19 protein-coding genes are annotated in these 19086 nt (G+C 68.8%); 11 read left to right on the top strand and 8 right to left on the bottom strand.

The window, feature by feature from the left end; translation table 11 throughout:
- The first annotated feature begins 138 nt into the window (after positions 1-138).
- The gene (locus ASF51_RS18055) at positions 139-1362 is read left to right on the top strand and encodes an MFS transporter (protein ID WP_055933300.1); all 1224 of its coding nucleotides are present in this window, start codon (positions 139-141) and stop codon (positions 1360-1362) included.
- A gap of 82 nt (positions 1363-1444) precedes the next feature.
- Here the strand turns inward: ASF51_RS18055 and ASF51_RS18060 are convergent, their stop codons facing one another.
- Complete coding sequence (locus tag ASF51_RS18060; RefSeq protein WP_055933635.1) at positions 1445-1924, bottom strand: Lrp/AsnC family transcriptional regulator; 480 nt, start codon at positions 1922-1924, stop codon at positions 1445-1447.
- A 112-nt stretch (positions 1925-2036) separates the two neighbouring features.
- On the opposite strand from ASF51_RS18060, the gene ASF51_RS18065 reads away from it, so the two are divergent.
- The 8 genes from ASF51_RS18065 (at position 2037) to ASF51_RS18100 (ending at position 10430) form a co-directional block, all read left to right on the top strand.
- Positions 2037-2513: a DUF2000 domain-containing protein gene (locus ASF51_RS18065; protein ID WP_055933303.1), complete on the top strand. Its 477-nt coding sequence runs from the start codon at positions 2037-2039 to the stop codon at positions 2511-2513.
- Positions 2514-2720: 207 nt separating this feature from the next.
- Entirely contained in the window at positions 2721-3599 is an 879-nt protein-coding gene (locus ASF51_RS18070; protein ID WP_055933307.1) for an EamA family transporter, read from the top strand.
- Between the two features lie 125 nt (positions 3600-3724).
- On the top strand, positions 3725-4663 hold the full coding sequence (locus ASF51_RS18075; RefSeq protein ID WP_055933310.1) for a phosphate/phosphite/phosphonate ABC transporter substrate-binding protein: 939 nt from the start codon (positions 3725-3727) through the stop codon (positions 4661-4663).
- 56 nt (positions 4664-4719) lie between these two features.
- A complete protein-coding gene (gene phnC, locus ASF51_RS18080; protein WP_055933313.1) occupies positions 4720-5556 on the top strand; it encodes a phosphonate ABC transporter ATP-binding protein in 837 nt (278 codons plus the stop codon).
- Positions 5553-7349 carry an ABC transporter permease gene (locus ASF51_RS18085; protein ID WP_082480579.1) on the top strand — a complete coding sequence of 599 codons (1797 nt, stop codon included), beginning with the start codon at positions 5553-5555 and terminating at the stop codon, positions 7347-7349. Before phnC ends, ASF51_RS18085 begins: the two co-directional genes overlap by 4 nt.
- Positions 7346-8512, top strand: coding sequence for a TIGR03364 family FAD-dependent oxidoreductase (locus ASF51_RS18090; RefSeq protein WP_055933641.1), 1167 nt, complete (start codon positions 7346-7348; stop codon positions 8510-8512). The genes ASF51_RS18085 and ASF51_RS18090 overlap by 4 nt, the downstream gene beginning before the upstream one ends.
- On the top strand, positions 8509-9231 hold the full coding sequence (locus tag ASF51_RS18095) for a phosphonatase-like hydrolase (protein ID WP_055933316.1): 723 nt from the start codon (positions 8509-8511) through the stop codon (positions 9229-9231). The genes ASF51_RS18090 and ASF51_RS18095 overlap by 4 nt, the downstream gene beginning before the upstream one ends.
- On the top strand, positions 9228-10430 hold the full coding sequence (locus ASF51_RS18100; protein WP_055933319.1) for an alcohol dehydrogenase catalytic domain-containing protein: 1203 nt from the start codon (positions 9228-9230) through the stop codon (positions 10428-10430). The genes ASF51_RS18095 and ASF51_RS18100 overlap by 4 nt, the downstream gene beginning before the upstream one ends.
- Here the strand turns inward: ASF51_RS18100 and ASF51_RS18105 are convergent.
- On the bottom strand, positions 10427-11167 hold the full coding sequence (locus ASF51_RS18105; RefSeq protein WP_235497322.1) for a GntR family transcriptional regulator: 741 nt from the start codon (positions 11165-11167) through the stop codon (positions 10427-10429). The genes ASF51_RS18100 and ASF51_RS18105 overlap by 4 nt on opposite strands.
- A 118-nt stretch (positions 11168-11285) precedes the next feature.
- A complete protein-coding gene (locus tag ASF51_RS18110; RefSeq protein ID WP_255354456.1) occupies positions 11286-12722 on the bottom strand; it encodes an MFS transporter in 1437 nt (478 codons plus the stop codon).
- Between the two features lie 207 nt (positions 12723-12929).
- Between ASF51_RS18110 and ASF51_RS18115 the strand changes: the two genes are divergently transcribed.
- Together ASF51_RS18115 and ASF51_RS18120 are read left to right on the top strand one after the other, a co-directional pair.
- The gene (locus tag ASF51_RS18115) at positions 12930-13406 is read left to right on the top strand and encodes a hypothetical protein (protein ID WP_055933325.1); all 477 of its coding nucleotides are present in this window, start codon (positions 12930-12932) and stop codon (positions 13404-13406) included.
- A complete protein-coding gene (locus ASF51_RS18120; RefSeq protein WP_055933328.1) occupies positions 13403-13915 on the top strand; it encodes a hypothetical protein in 513 nt (170 codons plus the stop codon). Before ASF51_RS18115 ends, ASF51_RS18120 begins: the two co-directional genes overlap by 4 nt.
- A 24-nt stretch (positions 13916-13939) precedes the next feature.
- Here ASF51_RS18120 and ASF51_RS18125 read toward each other — a convergent pair whose 3' ends face one another.
- The 5 genes from ASF51_RS18125 to ASF51_RS18145 all read right to left on the bottom strand — a co-directional run bounded on the left by ASF51_RS18125 (position 13940) and on the right by ASF51_RS18145 (position 19073).
- On the bottom strand, positions 13940-14980 hold the full coding sequence (locus tag ASF51_RS18125) for an Lrp/AsnC family transcriptional regulator (protein WP_235497314.1): 1041 nt from the start codon (positions 14978-14980) through the stop codon (positions 13940-13942).
- Positions 14977-15891, bottom strand: a complete 915-nt coding sequence (locus ASF51_RS18130; protein WP_055933331.1) for an alpha/beta fold hydrolase — start codon at positions 15889-15891, stop codon at positions 14977-14979. Before ASF51_RS18130 ends, ASF51_RS18125 begins: the two co-directional genes overlap by 4 nt.
- Positions 15892-15956: 65 nt before the next feature.
- Entirely contained in the window at positions 15957-17177 is a 1221-nt protein-coding gene (locus tag ASF51_RS18135; RefSeq protein WP_082480583.1) for a Xaa-Pro peptidase family protein, read from the bottom strand.
- A gap of 13 nt (positions 17178-17190) precedes the next feature.
- Positions 17191-18114 (bottom strand): ABC transporter permease, encoded by a 924-nt coding sequence (locus ASF51_RS18140; RefSeq protein WP_055933334.1) that lies wholly within the window; start codon positions 18112-18114, stop codon positions 17191-17193.
- Positions 18111-19073, bottom strand: a complete 963-nt coding sequence (locus ASF51_RS18145) for an ABC transporter permease (protein WP_055933336.1) — start codon at positions 19071-19073, stop codon at positions 18111-18113. The genes ASF51_RS18140 and ASF51_RS18145 overlap by 4 nt, the downstream gene beginning before the upstream one ends.
- Between the last annotated feature and the right edge of the window lie 13 nt (positions 19074-19086).

Consider the following 19086-nt stretch of genomic DNA (forward strand, 5'->3'; position numbering starts at 1 on the left):
CGAAGACGGCGTCGAGCAAAGTAGTTGCTTGCGCGGTATAACTGCGTGTGCAATGATTTATCCCGCGCCTGCAACTACTAGCGTACGCGCTCTACCCGAGCACGCCAAGCATCCATCGAATCCCACACGGAGACACGCATGCCCCTCGGACTACTCGCCCTCGCCATCGGAGGCTTCGGGATCGGACTCACGGAGTTCGTCATCATGGGCCTCCTGCCCGACGTGGCCGCCGACTTCGGCGTGACCGAGGCCGCGGCCGGCTGGCTCATCACCGGCTACGCCCTCAGCGTGGTCGTCGGGGCTCTCACGGTTCCCGCGCTCGTCACCCGGCTGCCGCGCAAGAACGTGCTCATGGGCCTGCTCGTGCTCTTCATCGCGGGCAACCTCATCTCGGCCCTCGCGCCCAGCTACGAGCTGATGCTCGCCGGCCGGGTCGTGGCGGCCCTCTGCCACGGGGCCTTCTTCGGCATCGGCTCCGTCGTCGCCGCCGGCCTCGTCGCCGCGAACAAGAAGGCCAGCGCGATCGCCATCATGTTCACCGGGCTCACCGCGGCGAACGTGCTCGGCGTTCCGTTCGGCACGTTCCTCGGCCAGGCATTCGGATGGCGCTCCACGTTCTGGGCCATCACCATCATCGGCGTCATTGCCCTCGCCGGAATCCTCACCCTCGTGCCGCGCTCCGCCGGCGCCGCCGAAGGAACTCCGAGCCTGCGCGCCGAGCTGAGCGCCTTCCGCGCACCCCAGGTGTGGCTGTCGATCGCGGTCACCGTGCTCGGCTACGGCGGAATGTTCGGCGCCTTCACCTACATCGCCTACGTGTTCACCGATGTCTCGGGCTTCGCCTCGTCGGCGGTTCCGTGGTTGCTCATGCTGTTCGGCGTCGGCCTGTTCCTCGGCAATTTCGTGGGAGGCAAGGCCGCAGACAAGGCTCTGGATGCGACGCTCATCGTCGCGCTCGCGGCCCTCGCGATCGTGCTGGTCGCCTTCGCCCTGACGGCTCAGAGCCAGCTCGGCACGATCATCGCCCTCTTCTTCATGGGCGGCTTCGGGTTCGCCACCGTTCCCGGGCTGCAGATGCGCGTGATGCGCTCGGCAGGCTCCGGCGCCGCCACCCTCGTCTCGGGGGCGAACATCGGCGCCTTCAACCTGGGCAACGCACTCGGCGCCTGGCTCGGCGGGGTCACGATCGCCGCGGGCCTCGGCTACACCTCGCCGATCTGGGCAGGAGCGGGGCTCACTGTGCTGGCGCTCGCGGTGATCGTCCCGGCGGCCGCCGCCGCGAAGCGCGGGGCGGCGCGAGGCCCAGTCGACGACGTCCCCTCCGGGGCGCCGGCCGCCCCGGAGCCCGCACGCGCATCCTGAGCCCGTGTCCGCGCCCGCTCGGCGCATCCGCCGCCGCTCGACCGGCAGCGCATGCGCCTGCGGGGCGCGGACGTCGTTTGGGCTAGCGGCGGCGCTTCGGGGCCGGCGGCGCGGTGGGCACCACGTCGTGGGTGCGGATGTGCTCGTAGACGACGGATGTGCGCACGTCGGCGACCTCGCGGCGTTGCGTGAGCCGGTCGATCACGAAGGCATAGAGGTCGTCGTTGTGGCGAACGCCGACGTGGATGATGAAGTCCTCGTTGCCCGTCGTGACGAACACGCCGAGGGTCTCGGGCAGCGCGCTCACCCAGTCGCGGAACGCCTCGATGACCTCGCGCGAGGGCGGCCGGATGCGCACGGCGACGAGGGCCTGTACGCCGCGGCCGATCGAGGCGAGGTCGATGTCGAGGCTCGCGCCCGTGATGACTCCCCGGGCGCGAAGGCTGCGCGTGCGTTCGAGCGCGGTCGTGGCCGAGACCCCGACGGCGACGGCGAGGTCGCGATTCGTCATCCGTGCATCTGCCTGCAGCTGCCGCAGAATCGCGGTGTCTATCTCGTCCATGACGCCCATTCTGGCCCGTCAGCCGGATTAAGTACGGACTTCGGGTGGGCCGCTCGCCGAAAATCGTAGCCTGTGTCGGTATTACTGATCATCCGACGAACGGAACCACTCGATGAACACCACCCCGCCCGCGATCGGCTTCGCTGCCGACGAGATCGACCTCTCGACTCCCACCCGGGCGGCTCGCCTGAAGTGGGTCATCGTGGTGAACGACTCGATTCCCGCGGGCCGGGCCGTGAACGCGGCCGTCTGCGTGGCGAGCGCCACGACCCGGGCCGTCTCCGGCATCCTCGGACCGGATGTGACCGACGCCGCCGGCGAGACGCACGCCGGTCTGCCGTGGGCGGGATGCACGATCCTCTCCGCATCCGCAGACGCACTGAAGGCCATCAGGGCGAAGGGCGTCGCGCACGAGGCCACGTTCGTCGCCGATATGCCGGCGGTCGCCCAGGCCATTCGGGTCTACGACGAGTACATCGAGACCATGGGATCGGCGGATGCGGAGGAGATGGAGTACCTCGCCGTGAGCCTGGTCGGCCCGAAGAATCGCATCGACAAGGTCGTGGGAGGACTGTCGCTGATGCCGTGAGCGGCCAGTGATGACGGCGGCGAGTCACCGACGCGTCACCGGCGTCTGTTATGGTCGTGCCCGATAGCGCCTAGGGTTCCGGAGCAGAAGTGCTCGCCTGGTCCGAGCGGCGCCACGGTCACCGCCCAGTCGGCGGCCGTCATCTGACAGGACAAAAGCCCGGAGGACCCTGCTTCGTCGCGCCCGCGGCATGCAGAAGGGTCCGTCGTGTCATCGTTCGCTGTCCTCCTCGTTCTCGCCGCCGCTGTCTGCCACGCCACCTGGAACATCCTCGCGCATGGCGTGAGCCGCATCGGGCTGCCGTTCCTCTGGTGGGCGGCGGTGTTCAGCACGGTTCTGTGGGCCGGGGTCATTCCGCTCACCGGCGGGCTCGGAACCTCGGACGTCGGAGCCTTCCTGCTGGGCATCGGGGTCTCGGGGCTCGTGCACGTGGCATACATGCTGGTGCTGCAGCGGGGGTACGCTGTGGGGCGCCTCTCCACCGTGTATACGACGGCTCGCGGCACGGGCCCCACCATCAGCGTCATCGTCGCGGTCCTGCTCCTGGGGGAGCGCCCCTCGATCGTTGCGCTGCTGGGTGTCGTGGCCATCCTCGTGGGTGTGGTCACCGTCGGCCTGGCCGACCGCGACCCCGGCGCTACGAGAATGCCGGGCGATCGCCGACGGATCGACGCCGGCATCCTGTTCGGTCTGCTCACGGGGGTGGCGATCGCCGTCTACACGATCTGGGACGCGCATGCAGTGCGGGAGTGGGAGCTCTCGCCCGTAGCCTTCATGGTCGGCTGCACTCTCGTCGAGATTCCGATGTATACGGCCGCACTCGGTGGACGGCGACATGAGCTCGCGACCGTGATCCGGCAGCACTGGCCGCGGCTTCTCGCATTCGGGGTGCTCTCGCCGCTGTCGTACATCCTCGTGCTGGTGGCGATCACGATGGCTCCGGTCGCCCTGGTAGCGCCGATGCGGGAGATCAGCGTCATTCTGGTGAGTCTCTTCGGCGTCGTGGTGCTGCGAGAGGGGAGAGCGGGATGGCGGATCGCCGCGTCGCTCGTCGTGGTCGCCGGAGTCGTGCTCCTCGCCTCGTAACCTCTGCGATCCGAACAAGATAGGCATACAACAAGTGAACTTAAGCTGAACTGAGCCAAGTTAGGTATATTTGTGGTGGATGGCGTGACAGCATTCTGACGTCCCGTTCTCACCGAAAGGCCGTCATGAAAATTCGTCGTTCACCGCTTGCGACCGCCCTTGCCGGCGTCGTTCTGCTCACAGCCGCACTCGCGGGCTGTGCATCGCCCGCAGCTTCGTCCACCTCCTCGACCGAGGCTGCCGCGTCGGGCTCAGGAACCTACGCTGTCGACGAGAACACCCTCGTGTTCGGCGTCGTGCCCGACTCGGTCGACACCGAGACCAACTACCAGCCGCTGATGGACTACATCGCGAAGGAGACCGGCAAGACGGTCGAGTACCACGAGTCGACCGACTACGCCGCGCTCATCGAGGCTGCCATCGCCGGCCAGATCGACGTCGCGTCGTTCTCGGGCTTCACTTACGTGACCGCGTCGAACAACGGGGCTCAGCTCACGCCGATCTCGTCGATCATCACCAAGGAGGGCCAGGAGCCCGGCTACTACTCGCAGGCGATCGTGCCGACGGGCAGCGACATCACCGACCTCGCCGGATTCGCCGGCAAGAAGGTCTGCTTCGTCGACCCGTCGTCGACGTCGGGCTACCTGTTCCCGAGCTACAACCTGCTCGAGGCTGGCGTCGACCCCGAGACCGGCGTCACCCCGGTGTTCGCCGGCAAGCACGACGTGAGCGTCACCAAGGTGGGCGAGGGCGTCGAGTGCGAGGCCGGATTCGCCGAAGACAGCGAGGTCGCAAAGTCCGACAAGGTGAAGGTCATCGACGAGACGATGGTTCCCGGCGCCCCGATCGTGATGTCGACGACGCTGCCGGACGACGTCAAGACCCAGCTCACCGACATCCTCAGCGAGGTCACCATCGACGAGATCATCGCCGACGGAATCGACAGCGCAGACACCGACGGGTTCCGCAGCGTGTTCTACGCGACCAAGCCGGTCGACGATGCCTACTACGACACCATCCGCGACATCTGCGAGAAGACCAACGCGACCCAATGCCAGGGCTGAGCGAGCCGCACGTAGACACCCATCGATGTGACTGACGACCCGACCCGGAGAATCCCATGACGAACCACGAGAAACCCGCCGAGGCAGTGGTGCAGCTGACTCGCGTGACGAAGCGCTTCGGCGCGACGACGGCCCTCGACGGCGCCTCCCTCACGGTGAGGCGCGGAGAGATCGTTGTTCTGCTGGGCCTCTCCGGGTCGGGCAAATCCACCCTGCTGCGACACGTCGACGGTCTCGAGCTGCCGACCGAAGGGGCCGTCGAGGTGCTGGGGCAGAACGTGCCCGAGCTCGACGGCCGGCGACTGCGATCGCTTCGCAGCAAGGTCGGATTCATCTTCCAGCAGTTCGAACTCGTTCCGTCGTTGAGCGTGCTCGAGAACGTTCTCACCGGGTCGCTGGCGACCGCACGTGGCCCCCGCCTCGGCCTGTGGTCGTACGGCCGATCGGCAAAGCTGGCGGCGCTCGGCCACCTCGACCGGGTCGGGCTGCTCGATCGCGCCTACCAGCGAGCGGACACCCTGTCGGGTGGACAGCAGCAGCGCGTCGCCATTGCGCGGGCCCTCATGCAGAACCCCGAGATCCTGCTCGCCGACGAGCCCGTGGCATCTCTCGACCCCGAGTCGAGCGACCAGGTCATGGCGCTCATCCGCGAGATCGCGCTCGACCGTGGATTGACGGTGCTGTGCAGCCTGCATCAGGTCGATCTCGCGCTCTCCTGGGCCGACCGCATCGTCGGTCTCAGGCACGGTGAGGTCGTGCTCGACACCGAGACCCAGGGACTCACCAAGAGTCAGGTGATGGAGATCTACGGCCGGGTCGCCACCAGCACAAGGCAGCTGGCGGCCATCGAGGTCGAGCTTCTCACCGACGCTGCCACGGACTCTGTGCGATGAGCACAGTCACCCGAACCCCCGCCAGACCCGGTGCACCGACCACCGCAGGCTCTGACACCGAGGCGGAGAAGGCGGAACAGGAAGCCCTCGCCGCACGAGCGCCGAGGCGCCGGATCTCGCCCGAGCGCATCGCGGCCGCCCTCACCATCGTCGCCCTCCTCGTCGCCTCAGTCTTCGCCCTCGCGGGCATCGGCATCAACCCGGCCAAGATGGCGCAGAGCTGGTCGAACGCCGAACGCTTCTTCGGCCGAGTCGGCGCGATCTCGTTCCCCGAACCCGGCGAGCTGCTCTATCTCACCGGTCTCACCCTCGGTCTGGTGATCTGCGGCACGCTCCTCGCCGCCGTCATCTCGGTTCCTGTCGCGTACCTGGCCGCATCGAACACCACACCGGGCAACGCGTGGCGTGCCGCCGCTCGCTTCGTCGGCGTGCTCACCCGTGCCATCCCCGACGTCGTCTTCGCCATGGTCTTCGTACTGATCTTCTCTCTCGGAACCCTGCCCGGTATCCTCGCCATCGGCATCCATTCGATCGGCATGATCTCGAAGCTGTTCGCCGACGCGATCGAACAGATCGACGAGGGACCCCGCCTGGCCGTGCGCGCCGCCGGCGGCAGCAGGATGCAGGAGTTCACGGCCGGCGTCCTGCCCCAGGTGCTTCCCTCGTGGATCGCGACCGTGCTGCACCGCAACGACATCAACCTGCGCGGCTCCGTGATTCTCGGGTACGTGGGCGTCGTCGGGCTCGGCATGCAGATGTCGTTCGCCTTCAAGTCGCTCGACTACGGGCTCGGCCTCGGCTACGCCGTCGTCATCTTCATTCTCTGCGTGATCATGGAACTCGTCTCGAGCGCCGTGCGGGCCGCCATGCTGGGCATCGCCCCCACCGGGCGCGGGCTGGGCGACCGGATGCTGCGCGGCATCCGTCGTGGCCGGCCCGTCCGTGCAGGCGCACAGACGGGCGCGGGGCGCCCCGCACCCACGGCCACTCCCGCTGCGGCCCTCGAGGCCGCGCTCCGACGTCCGTGGAGCAGGGGTCGCATACGCACCGCCGTGTGGGGCTGGCTGGCCGTCGCCGTCGTGATCGGAAGCATCCTGATCTGCGACATCGCATGGGGCGACCTCGCGACCGTCTGGGCCAAGATCCCCGCGATCGCTGTGCAGTTCTGGCCGCCGTCGTTCGGCAGCTATGACGTCGAAACGATGCTCGGAGCCATGGGTGAGACCATCGCGATCGCGCTCGCTGCGACGCTGCTCACTCTGATCGTCTCGATCGTCGTCGGATCGCTCGCCGCCCGCAACGTCGCGCCGAGCCCCGGGGTGCGCGCCGGAACGCGCTTTCTGCTCGTCGTCGTGCGAGGCATTCCCGAGATCATCCTCGCCATCATGCTGATCGTCATCTCGGGCCTCGGTACCCAGGCCGGCACCATCGCCCTCGCCATCGGCGGTGTCGGACTCCTGGGCAAGCTGCTCGCCGACTCGTTCGAGGAGGTGAAGGCGGGGCCGGAGAGGGCGCTGACCGCGACCGGCGCCTCCCGGCTCCAGGTCTATGCGGGCGCCACTCTTCCGCAGGGCACACGTGCCCTGATCGGCAACACCTTCTACATGCTCGACACGAACATCCGCTGCGCCACCCTGCTCGGCATCGTCGGAGCCGGTGGCGTGGGCTACTACCTGCTGAACGCCAGCCAGGGCTCGAACTACGGAACGGTCACCGCCATCGTGCTCATGATCCTGGTGACGGTCTTGATCGTCGAGGGTCTCGCCATGTGGATGCGCCGGGTGTTCCGATGAGCGCCGAGCGTTTTGACGTGGTCGTCGTGGGGTCGGGCATCGTGGGTCTCGGCGCGGCACTCGCCGCCGCCGACCGTGGATGCTCGGTGCTGGTGATCGACAGGGCGTCCGAAATCTCCGGGGCCAGCATCCGCAATTTCGGCCACCTCTGCTTCACCCCGCAGTCGGGGATCGCCCGCGACTACGCGCTCACCGCTCGAGAGCTGTGGCTGCGGCTTGCGCGTGAGGCCGGGTTCTGGATAGACGGTGCCGGAACCCTCGTCGCGGCCCGCCACGACGACGAGTTGCAGCTGCTGCGCGAACTGGCCGAGCAGCGGGAGCCCCGCACATCCGCCGACCTCGTCGAGGTCGAGATCCTTGATGCGCACGAGATCGAGTCGCTCGCCGCCCTGCCCGCCGGATCGACGGTCGGCGGAGCGAGGCTTCCCCTCGATCTGCAGGTGAATCCGCGCGAGGCGGCGCAGGCGATCCGTGATCACCTCGCGTCGCGTGGTGTCGAATTCCGGATGCGCACGGCCGCTGGGCGGATCGAGAGCGGGCGGGTCGAGACGAGCAGAGGGTCTGTCGACGCCGGTCTTGTGGTGGTCGCCGTGAATCACGATATCGACCAGCTGTTTCCCGACCTCGCCGAACGGCACGGCGTCGTGCGGTGCGGTCTCGACATGCTGCGCGTCACCGCAGACCTCGGGCGTGCTGTGGCCGGGCCGCTTCTCACAGGATGGTCGCTCATCAGGTACAGCGCCTTCACCGGCACGGCCGCATCGGAGGCCGTGCGCAGGCGACTCGTCGACGCGCGGCCAGATCTGGCCGCTCTCGACCTCAATCAGATGTACACGCAGCTGCCCGACGGCTCGCTGATCGTGGGAGACAGCCACTGGAAGGGCCCGACGATCTCGCCCTTCCAGCCGGAGGGCGCAGCCACGGTGTTCCTCACGGAGTTCGAGCGGCTGTTCGGGTGCAGGCCCGACGTCGTCGAGCGCTGGCAGGGCGTCTACGCGACCGGGCCTCAGGAGTTTCTCATCGACGAGGTGTCTCCGGGGGTGCTTGTCACCGTCGTGACCACCGGAATCGGCATGACCACCGGGCTGGGCCTGGCCGAGCACGTGGTGGGCGGGCATCTCGACGCCGCCGCCATCCATCTGACAGAAAGCAGGGCATCATGACCATCACCAGCCACCTCTCCGCGGCATCCGCGACGGCTGACACCGACTCGATCGAACTCGTCGTTCTCGACATGGCCGGAACCACGGTCATCGACGACGGCATCGTCGAGCAGGCGTTCGAGCGCGCCGCCCGACGGGTGGGACTCGACCGGATGCGACCGCTCGAGGAGTCGCTGCAGTACGTGCGCGACACGATGGGCCAGTCGAAGATCGAGGTATTTCGTCACCTCACGGGCGGCGACGAGATCGCAGCCCATGCCGCGAACGAGGCGTTCGAGGCCGCCTATGCCGAACTCATCGACGAGGTCGGCGTCGACGCGATCCCGGGTGCCGCCGAGACCATCGTGGCGCTCCGATCGAATGGCTACCGTGTCGCCCTGACCACCGGGTTCTCACCCGAGACGCGAGACGCGGTGCTGGCCCGACTCGGCTGGGAGGTCGACGCGGTGCTCTCTCCCGCCGACGCGGGCCGCGGACGGCCCGCCCCCGACCTCGTGCTCGCCGCGCTGATCGCGACGGGAGCCAGCTCCGTCGCATCCGTCATCGTCGTCGGCGACACCACGAGCGATGTGCGCTCGGGGCGCAACGCCGGTGCCGGCCTGGTGATCGGGGTCATGACCGGAGCGCACAGCCGTGAGCAGCTCGACGCTGCCGGCGCAGACCTCGTGCTCGACAGCGTGCGAGACCTGCTCGCCCTTCCGCAGTTGGCGGGTCGATGACACTCCAGCGCGATGCACCGATCTCCCCGGTCGTGCGCGTGCAGCTCGAGCCTGCTCCCACCGCCATGGTGTGGCTGCAGCCGGGGCAGAAGCACGAGGCCATAGCCGTTCCCTCGGTCCTGCTCGCCCCGGGAGACGCGCTCGTCGAGGTCGAGCTGGCCACGATCTGCGGCTCCGACGTGCACACCACGCTGGGGCACCGAGCGGCTCCGGCGCCGCTCGTTCTGGGCCACGAGCAGGTCGGCCGCATCGTGGCCCTGGGCGACGGTGCCGTCACATCGACGGGCCGGCAGCTGACGCTGGGGCAGCGCGTCGTGTGGTCGTTGACCGTGGGGTGCGGGCAGTGCGCCCTCTGCCGACGCGGTCTCCCGCAGAAGTGCGAGACCGTGAAGAAGTACGGGCACGAGCGGCTCGAGCCGGGGTGGGAGCTCAGCGGAGGCTTCGCCTCGCACGTGCAGGTGCGCTCCGGCACTGCGATCGTTCCTGTCTCCGAAGATCTGCCCGCCACCGTGCTCGCACCCGTCTCGTGTGGCACGGCGACGGCCGCTGCCGCGCTCGAGGCGGCCGAGGCGCTCTCACCACTCGACGGCGCCGTGGTTCTGGTATTCGGGGCCGGTCTGATCGGGCTGACAGTCAGTGCCATGGCCGCAGACAGGGGTGCCTGCGTCATCGTCGTAGACCCGGCCAAGCGCCGCCGCGCCCTTGCCGCGCGGTTCGGCGCGGCCCTCGTCGCCGATCCCGGCGCCGAGCCGGGCCATCCGGATTCGCTTGAGGCCGCGCTCGATCGCTCGGGTGACCGGCCCCTGGTCGCGCTGGATGCGTCGGGGTCGCCGCCCGCCGTCGCCTCGGCCATCGACTCGGTGGGGATCGGAGGCGTCGTCGTGCTCGTCGGCAGTGTCTCGCCGTCGGCGCCCGTCTCTCTCGACCCCGAGAGCATCGTGCGGCGTCTAGTGAGCATCCGGGGCGTGCACAACTACGCCCCGCGTCATCTCGAGGCGGCGGCACGCTTCATCGAGACGCGATCCGCCTCCTATCCGTTCGATGAGCTCGTCGGAGCCACGGTCGCGCTCGCCGACCTCGACGACGGGCTCGAGGCGGCGGCCGGGGGACGCGCGGTACGCATCGGCGTAGCGCCGGGCCTGGCGCCTGTGCTGCCCTGCAGCCGCATCGCCCACGACGTGCCCGCTCGCGAGGACTAGCTGCCGATCGACCGAATGAAGTGGCTGCCCTCGCGGGCCCGACCCGATGCAGAGACGGTGAAGCGGATGATGTCGCTGCGATAGCGGTCGTCCGACGCCTCGAAGATGCGACCGTCGGCTCCACGCGTCACACGGTGCAGTCGCAGGATGGGTGTGCCGGCCTCGACGTCGAGCAGCCGGCTGTCGAGGTCGTCGGCTGCGACCGCGTCGATCTCGTGGTCGACGTCCTGGTAGCCGTAGCCCCGTTCGTTGAGGTACTCGGTGATCGAGACGGTATCGAGGTCGACATCGAACAGCACCCGTCCGACCTCCTCGATGAACGTGAGCCGCTCGAGCATGGTCGGCCGGCCGTCGAGAAGGCGAAGGCGTACGACGTCGACGATCGGGTCGCCCTTCGCGATGCCCAGGGCGAGCGCTTTGTCGTCGTCGGCTCGTCGCAACGACACTTCCTGGGTCTGGGCCCCGGGTCGCGTGCCGATCTGTTCGGCCCAACGTGTGAACGGAATGGAGACGTCGGCAGCCTGCTGGGCCTTGCGCTCGGCGACGCGCGCAGGTCGGCCCCGTCGCGTCTCGATCAGCCCCTCAGTGCGAAGCGCTGCGAGGGCGTTGCGGATGGGCCCGCGCGAGCTGCGCCAGACCTCTGCGAGCTCGCCTTCGCTCGGAACCTCGTCACCGGGAGACAGTTCGCCGCTGGTGATCCGGCGGCGCAGGTCGTCGGCGATCTGGACGTACAACATGGCAGACACGTAGGCATACTAGTTGCCGGGGGCGAACAGTCGGCAACGCGGCCACCGCGCCCGGCCGGTGGGCCAGCAGTACCCGCAGCGGACAGTATGCCCCGGTGCGCCGGTACCTCTAGTCCGCGGCGGTCACTGCTGTCGACGCCCTTTTCAGCCCGACCGCCACGAGGGCACCCGCGAACGCTGTCAGCGTGAGCCCCGCGATCGTGACTGCGGACTCGAACTGCCCCGCCTGAGCGGCGCTCCAGTCGGTGGACGCGATGCTTCCCGTGAACAGTGCCGAGAGGATGGTGCCCGTGGCCGCGATGCCGATCGCCGTGGCGAGCTCGCTCGACGTGTCGACCAGGGCGGCGCCCATCGAGGTGCGCGATTCGGGAAGCCCCTTGAGTACGTTCGTTCCCGCGACCACGCCGACCACGCGCATCCCGACCGCGACCAGCACGAGGGCCACGAGGATCCATCCGTAGCCGAAGCGGCCGAACAGTCCGAAGACCGCCAGGCCCGCGACCACGGCCGCCGAGCTGACGAAGGCGGCACGATCGAGCCCGACCTTCTGCACGAACGGCCCGACGAGCCTGCCGCTGGCGAGCAGCACCACGACCTGCGGCAGCATCGCGACGGCGGCAGCCACCGGAGGCCAGCCCCACGCGAACTGCAGCTGCAGCGTCACCAGGTAGCTCAGCCCGGCGACCGCGAGCCCGGCCGCCGCCTTGTAGGCCAGTCCGCTCGACACGAGAGGCAGCGCGAGCAGGCGCAGCTCGAGCAGCGGAGCCAGCGCCGTGCGCTCGCGCAGAACGAAGCCGACGCCCGCGGCGACCGTCGCGGCGAGACCGGCCCACGGCATCCACGACCCGGCGCCGAGGTCGACGAACAGGGTCGGGGTGACGAGCGCGAACACGATGGTGGATGTTCCGAGCACCGCCCCCGAGACATCGATCGGGTCGTGATGACGGTCGGCCGGATCGTCGGCCGCGATGCCCGCACGGATGCCGATGAACGCGAGGGCGGCGATGGGCACGTTGATCAGCAGCAGGACCTGCCAAGGGGCAACGGCGAGGGCGAGGCCTCCCGCCGTGGGACCGACGGCGAGGCCGACGAGCCCGGCCGTGGAGATCACGGTGATGGCGCGCACGCGCAGGTCGTCGGTGCCGAAGAGGCGGAACGCCAGCGCCATCGAGCCCGGGGTGGTCATGGCGGCGGCGATTCCCATGACCGCGCGCACGGCGATGAGCTGCTCGGTCGTCGTGACGAAGGCCGTGCCCAGGCTTGCGATGCCGAGGAGCACGAGGCCCGCGAGCATCACTCGGCGGCGCCCGAAGCGGTCGGCCACGGCGCCGAACAGCAGCATCAGGCCGCCGAAGACGACCGAGTACGCGCCCGTCACCCATTGCAGGCCGGCGGTCGTCGCATCCAATTCGCGCCCGATCGTGGGCAGGGCGACGTTGAGAATCGAGTTGTCGAGCATCTCGAACAGGAACACGGCCGAGAGGCCGGCGAGGGCGATCCACGCCTCGCGCAGGGTGCGAGGCGAACGGGGGATGGTGGTGGTCAAGGCACACTCCTTCATAACGAAGAAGTGGCGACTCACTCGAGACCGCGTGTCTGCGCCGGCCGCAGGAGCGGGTGGGCGTTTTTACCTCAGATGCAAAGACGCTACACCCGGCCGGATCGCTATGACAACGTCAGGATCACGACCACGCCCGTAAGGATCTCGTGAGGACGTCACCACCGCCCGACCCATCGGCGTAGACCTGCATCTGTGACCCTCACTTCTCTTCTCCCGTCGCTCCGCTCGAGCATCCCCGACCCGTTCGTCATCGACCGTTGGCCCGAGTGGACGCACCCCACCACCACCGACGTCATCGTCTCGGGAGTCTCGCTCCTGCGCCTCGTCGACCTCTGCGACACCCCGTGCGTGCACATCGCCGCGGCCGTCGTTCCGGGCACCCACGGCCGCCCGTCAGACATCGAGCAGTCGTCGGTGATCGTCACGCGGGTCGTCGAGATACCCCGCTCGGGCGCGCTGGTTCTGGATGCCGACATCTCGCGGGTTCAGGCCCACACAGCGGAGGCACGTCTCATCGGCCGTGCGTCGACGCGGCACTCCGCGCCGTTCATACTGGGCGACGGAACACCCCTGACCCTGCCCGAGGACATCGCCGTGGGCGACCTCATCGCCATTCCGTGCCGAGGCGCGGTGTGCCGCCGCCAGCTGCGATCGGAGCGCGCGTCATGAGCCTGATGCACACGCTCACGCACTACGCCCGCGCCCGGCGGCACCCCCTCGACCGACGGTTCTGGCCGGTGGCGGCCAAGGCGGTGGCCGACGACGTTCTCGTGGTGGGGGAGTCGATGGTCGACATGGCGCGCTCTGTCGGAACACCGTGCACCCGCGTCATCGAGATCGATGACCGGGGCGAGGGCGATCCTCGCCGGTTCTGCGCGGTGATCGTCGCCGCCGTAGAGCTGGTCGTTCCCGCGGCCGACGGCGTGGGCGCCGACATCTGGCTCGACGCCGAGCTTGACGGATGCGAGCCTGTCGCCGGCTCCGTGCGGCTCCTCGGTCGGCATTCGTCGGATGCGCCGCGCGTCTTCGGCGTCAGACCCTCGCCGCGCGCGGGCGAGCTGCACGCGGTGCTGCCCATCGACATCCGGCCCGGCGACCTGCTCGCCTTCGTCGTCGAGCGCCCGGTCGCACTCCACGACATCCGCCGCCGTTCGCGACACTGGGAGCGCCTGCTCTGAGGCACTACTGCCGCCGCAGCGAGGTCAGCTCGCCGGGTAGTTCACCTGCGTGCGCCACCACGGCGTCTCGATGAAGCCGCGCTTGAGGAACAGCAGCTCCATCGAGGCGGTCCAGCCCTCGACGCCCTCGAGCCGCGAGAGCGTCTGGTTGATGAACTCGTAGAGCCTCTCGGCCGAGGGCATGATGACCTCGCAGAACAGCGAGTTCTCGTCGAGCGTGGCGGCCAGGTAGCGAACGGCCGGCTGCTGCGCGAGCTCGCGAGCCACGGCATCCATGCGCGACGGAGCGACCTTCACGGTGAGCAGCGTCTCGGCGCCCATTCCGAGCGCGGGGGCGGGCACGAGGGTGAGGATGTCGATGCACTTCGAGCTGCGCAGGCGCTCGAAGCGCCGCCGCACGCTGGACTCGTTCATGCCGAGCTTGTCGGCGATCGCCTGGAACGTCTCGCGGCCGTCGTCTCGCAGCGAGTCGAGGATCTTCCAGTCGGCGGCGTCGAAGTGCGCGGGGCTGCACACCTCGGGCTCGGCGAACTCGGTGAGCCTGCGCGTCTCGTCGCTTCCGCGTGCCGCGTCGGGCAGGGCCAGGGTCTCGGCGAACAGCTGGCGGCCCCAGTCGAACGACACCTTGTAGACGTGCATGATGAGGTCGCTGCGCCAGCGCTCCACGCCCTCGATCGACTGCAGCTCCTCGATCAGCTGGGGGTAGTGGATGGCTCCGCCCTTGACCACGAGCTCGGCGATGATGTCGTAGCCTCCCGTGACCACGGTCACGAAGCGCACGTCCGCGTGCTCGACGAGCTCCGCCGCCACGACGAGCGAGGTTCCCGGCTCACACGTGATGCGGATGAGGAACGAGTCCACCTCGCCCGTCGAGCCGAGGGCGGGCATCACGCCCACCTTGATGGTTCCCGACTGGATGAGGTTCTGACCCCGCCTCGCGACCGTCGCCGTCGACGAGCCCACGGCATCCGCTATCGCCCGCCAGCTGGCCCGACCGTCGTTCTGCATGGCGACGACGATGCGACGATCGAGCTCGTCGAGGGTGTCGAGCACCGTGAGCGTCACCGCTCGACCGGACTCTCCTCGCGGGGAAGCCGTGTGCGGGTGAGAAACTCCCGAACGGTGCTCGTCCATAGTTCGACCTCTTCGATCTGGGGGGAATGCCCGGACTTCTCGAACACCACCAGCTCTGAGTTCGGGATCAGGTCGGCGATGGTCTGGCTACACGATACCGGCGTGATCCAGTCGTGTCGCCCCACTGTAATCAAAGTGGGAACCGTGACGCTGGGAAGCTGCGGCTTGAGGTCGTACGCGGGCAGGTTCACCGAGAACGCGTAGTTGTGCGCCTCGTAGCGATAGGGGGTGGCCTGCACCTTGCGCTCCACGCTCGACGGGTCGTAGCTGAAGTCGTAGAGGGGCAGGATCTCGCGCCAGCAGTCGCGAAGGTCGTCGTTGTCTCTGACCTGCCCGACGTCGATGCGGTCGAACTTCTCCATGTCCACTTTCACGCGGTCGCTGGCGAGGGCGTTCTCGCGGGCCAGGTGCGCGTTGCCGTTGTCGGGCGAGGTGTCGCGCAGCACCATCGCGGTGACCCGCTCGGGGTAGCGGATGGCGTACTCCATCGACATGAAGCCGCCGTACGAGCCGCCCGCCATGATGATGGTCTCGACGCCCATCCAGGCGCGCAGTCCGTCGATGTCGGCCGCCCACTGCTCGTGGCTGAACGTGCCCGATCCCTCGCTCTCGCCCGAGCCGCGGGCGTCGAAGACCACAACGCGGTACTCGTCGGCGAGGCGGCCGAAGCTCGCTCGCGGTTCGGCCCGCGAGCCCAGGCCCGGAGCGCCGTGGTGCGTGATGATCACGGGTGCGCCCTCGGGGCCGAGCACCTCGACGGCCAGCTCGTTGCCGTTGATGACCACGCGCTGGGCGGTGGTCGTGGCTGCGGCGAATTCGGGGGAGACGGCGTTCTCGGTCATGGTGCTCCTTGCAGTGGTGCGGGTGGTGGGTGGTTCGTTCGTCTGGTTCGTGCGGGCCGGATGGGTCAGAGGTCGATGGTGCAGTCGTCGAGGCCCCGCGGGTACGCCGTGAGCGGCTCGGAGCCCGACGCGGTCACGAGCATGCTGTCGCTGATGCGATAGCCGGCGTGCCCCGGAATGTAGATGCCGGGCTCGTTCGACACGACCATCCCCACCTCCAGCAGGGTGTCGTCGCCCGACTCGAGCCACGGCGGCTCGTGCATGCCCAGGCCGATGCCGTGTCCCTGCCGGTGCCGCAGGTACTGTCCGAGACCGGCATCCTCGATCACGGCGAGGCAGGTCGCGTTGGCCTCGCGGCATTCCGCGCCGGGCCGGATGGCTCCGCCGCCGATCTCCTGCGCCAGGCGCACCGCCTCGTGATAGCGCCGCTGCTCGTCGCTCGGGGTGCCGAGCACGAAGGTGCGCTCGCCCTCCACGAAGCGGCCGCCCACGGCGCATCCGAGCGACAGCATGAACGTGTCGCCCGGCTGCAGGCGGTAGCCGGAGGGCAGGCCGTGGGGAAATGCGGAGTTCGCGCCGGCGTAGATCAGTCCGCCGGCGAGTGGAGACACGACCACGACGTCGTCGTGCTCGGAGTACATGGTGCTCACGCCGGCCCCCGTGACGACCGAGGTGAGCTCGGCCTCGCTGGGCAGCCGGCCGCCGGATGCGATGGCCTCGCGCAGGTGGGCGACCCCGGCCTCGAGCATCAGGTCGGTCACGCGGGCCGCCTCGCGATGCAGCGCTATCTCCTCGTCGAACTTGAGGTAGCGGGCGCGGGTGACGATCGTCGACGGAGTGAACGACGCGTCGGGCAGCTCGGTGATGACGGCCGTGAGCCGCTCGTTCGTCATGTGGGTCGTGAACGCTACGCGCATCCGGCCCGCACCGACGGCCGACGCGAGCGACGCGAACGGCGGCCGGATGCCCGGGAACTCGGCGTACGACACGATCTCGGCGCGGGCGTGCTGGCGCTCGGCGTTCTCGCGCTCGAGCTCGGGGGTCATGAGCACCGCCCGCCCGTCGGCTCCGAGCCACACGGCGACGGGGCGCTCGCACGGGTGGTGGAAGAAGCCGGTGAGGTAGGCCACGTCCTCCGGGTCGTCGGTGACGAGCGCGTCGAATCCGTCGGCGACCAGGGCGTCGCGCACGCGCTGCTGCACGCGGTAGAAGAAAGCGGGCTCGAGGCGCTGCGAGAAGCGCGTGTCGGTGGCGGTGTCGGTGGCTGCGGTGTCGGTCGGTGTCATGATCCGGATGCTCCTAGCGGGCTCGGTTGCGCGGGTTGCGCGCGTCGTTGTACGCGATCGACAGCAGCGTCGCCGAGAGCACGAGCAGCAGGATCGCGATCGACGGGAACAGCGTCAGCCACCACGCGCTCGACATGGCGCCCGACTGCTGCGCCTCGTACAGGATGCGGCCCCACGACCACGTGGTCGGGTCGCCGAGACCGAGGAACGCGAGGCCCGCGGCCGAGAGCACGGCGCGCGACGCGGTGACTACCACGGAGACGACGATCACGGGAGTGACGGCGGGAATGATGTGCCGGCCGATGATCCAGACGGGCGAGGTCGTCATGAGCCTGGCCGCATCGACGTAGGGCAGGTTGACCACGGTGAGCGCCTGCGAGCGCACGAGGCGGGTGACCTCGGGCCACGAGAACGCGGCGACGACGCCGATGATCGTGGTGGTGCTCGGCCCGATGAGGGCGGCGATGAGGATCATGAGGGGAAGCACGGGCAGCGACAACGTGAGGTCCACGATCACGCTGATGAAGACATCCAGCCGCTTGAAATAGGCGCCGATCACGGCGACCAGCGTGCCGATCGCGATGGCGATGATCGATGCGGCGACCGCCACGAGCAGGCTCTGCTGCGTTCCCCAGATCACCTCGCCCAGAACGTCGCGGCCGAGGGAGTCGGTGCCGAAGAGGTACTGCAGGCTCGGCGGCTTCAGCACGTCGCTGCCGTAGCTGGCCGGGTAGCTGGCCAGCAGGGGAGCGGCGAGCGCCACCACGACGAGGAGCAGAAGCAGGCCGAGCGAGATCACGCCGAGCGGATCGCGGCGGAACACCCGCCAGGTGGCGGCGCCGGCCCGACCGGACTCGGCCACGGGCTCGGCAGAGAGCGCCTCGGAGGAGACGGGCAGGCCGGTGGGGGTGGCGTTCACTGGATCGAGAGAGGTCATGATGTCTTCACCCGGGGGTCGAGGAATCCGTAGACGATGTCGGTGAGCATGTTGGCGACGACGACGGTGATGGCCAGGAGGAGGAAGGCGCCCTGCAGCACCGGGAAGTCGAGCTGGGTGACCGCCTCGTAGATGCCGCGGCCGATGCCGGGGTAGGCGAACACGGTCTCGGTGAGCACCGCGCCTCCGACGAGGAAGCCGAGCTGCAGGCCGATGAGTGTGGTGGTGGGCAGCAGCGCATTGCGCAGCGCGTGCTTCCACAGGATGCGCCGGTACGGCAGGCCGTTGGCCTTGGCAAGCGTCACATAGTCCTCCCCGAGCGCCTCGATGAGGGTCGAGCGCATGGTGAGAACGTAGGAGCCGAGCTGGATGAGCATGAGCGACACGGCGGGCAGAACCAGGTGGCGTGCGACGCTGGCGTACCAGTCCATGCCGTACGCATCGGTGTCGTAGGCGCCGCCGATCGGCAGCCACTTGAGCGAGAGGCCGAAGACGAAGAGCAGCAGCACGCCGATCGAGGGAACGAAGATCGACTGGCCGGTGACCCCGATCACCTGGATGATCTTGTCGAGCACCTTGCCCCGTTTGGATGCCGCCAGCACGCCGAGCGGGATGCCGACGAGCACGGTGATCACCAGGGCGGTGAAGGTGAGCAGCAGGGTCCAGGGCAGGCGCTGCAGCAGCACGTCCATCACCGGAACCGACTGGGTGAACGAGACGCCGAAGTTTCCCTGCAGCATCTGCCACATATAGAGGCCGTACTGAACGATGAGGGGCTGGTCGAGCCCGTACTGGGTGAGAAGGGCCGCCCGCGCCTCCTCTGTCATGTTCGGACTCGCCACCGCCAGGGCCGGGTCTCCGGGCAGGAGACGCAGCAGCAGGAAGGTCACGGTCACGGCGAACCAGATCGTGAACACCCCCCGGCCGAGGCGGGGAAGAACGAAGAACAGACGAGACACGCGGACGGCCCTT

The organism is Agreia sp. Leaf283, assembly GCF_001422485.1.
Lineage (GTDB): Bacteria > Actinomycetota > Actinomycetes > Actinomycetales > Microbacteriaceae > Agreia.

What these genes read in the sequence shown, in the direction of transcription:
- ASF51_RS18055 (WP_055933300.1), top strand. Translation starts at nt 139, where the DNA reads ATGCCCCTCGGACTACTCGCCCTCGCCATCGGAGGCTTCGGGATCGGA.
- ASF51_RS18075 (WP_055933310.1), top strand. Translation starts at nt 3,725, where the DNA reads ATGAAAATTCGTCGTTCACCGCTTGCGACCGCCCTTGCCGGCGTCGTT.
- ASF51_RS18065 (WP_055933303.1), top strand. Translation starts at nt 2,037, where the DNA reads ATGAACACCACCCCGCCCGCGATCGGCTTCGCTGCCGACGAGATCGAC.
- phnC (WP_055933313.1), top strand. Translation starts at nt 4,720, where the DNA reads ATGACGAACCACGAGAAACCCGCCGAGGCAGTGGTGCAGCTGACTCGC.
- ASF51_RS18090 (WP_055933641.1), top strand. Translation starts at nt 7,346, where the DNA reads ATGAGCGCCGAGCGTTTTGACGTGGTCGTCGTGGGGTCGGGCATCGTG.
- ASF51_RS18140 (WP_055933334.1), bottom strand. Translation starts at nt 18,114, where the DNA reads ATGACCTCTCTCGATCCAGTGAACGCCACCCCCACCGGCCTGCCCGTC.
- ASF51_RS18085 (WP_082480579.1), top strand. Translation starts at nt 5,553, where the DNA reads ATGAGCACAGTCACCCGAACCCCCGCCAGACCCGGTGCACCGACCACC.
- ASF51_RS18060 (WP_055933635.1), bottom strand. Translation starts at nt 1,924, where the DNA reads ATGGACGAGATAGACACCGCGATTCTGCGGCAGCTGCAGGCAGATGCA.
- ASF51_RS18105 (WP_235497322.1), bottom strand. Translation starts at nt 11,167, where the DNA reads ATGTTGTACGTCCAGATCGCCGACGACCTGCGCCGCCGGATCACCAGC.
- ASF51_RS18100 (WP_055933319.1), top strand. Translation starts at nt 9,228, where the DNA reads ATGACACTCCAGCGCGATGCACCGATCTCCCCGGTCGTGCGCGTGCAG.
- ASF51_RS18120 (WP_055933328.1), top strand. Translation starts at nt 13,403, where the DNA reads ATGAGCCTGATGCACACGCTCACGCACTACGCCCGCGCCCGGCGGCAC.
- ASF51_RS18135 (WP_082480583.1), bottom strand. Translation starts at nt 17,177, where the DNA reads ATGACACCGACCGACACCGCAGCCACCGACACCGCCACCGACACGCGC.
- ASF51_RS18095 (WP_055933316.1), top strand. Translation starts at nt 8,509, where the DNA reads ATGACCATCACCAGCCACCTCTCCGCGGCATCCGCGACGGCTGACACC.
- ASF51_RS18130 (WP_055933331.1), bottom strand. Translation starts at nt 15,891, where the DNA reads ATGACCGAGAACGCCGTCTCCCCCGAATTCGCCGCAGCCACGACCACC.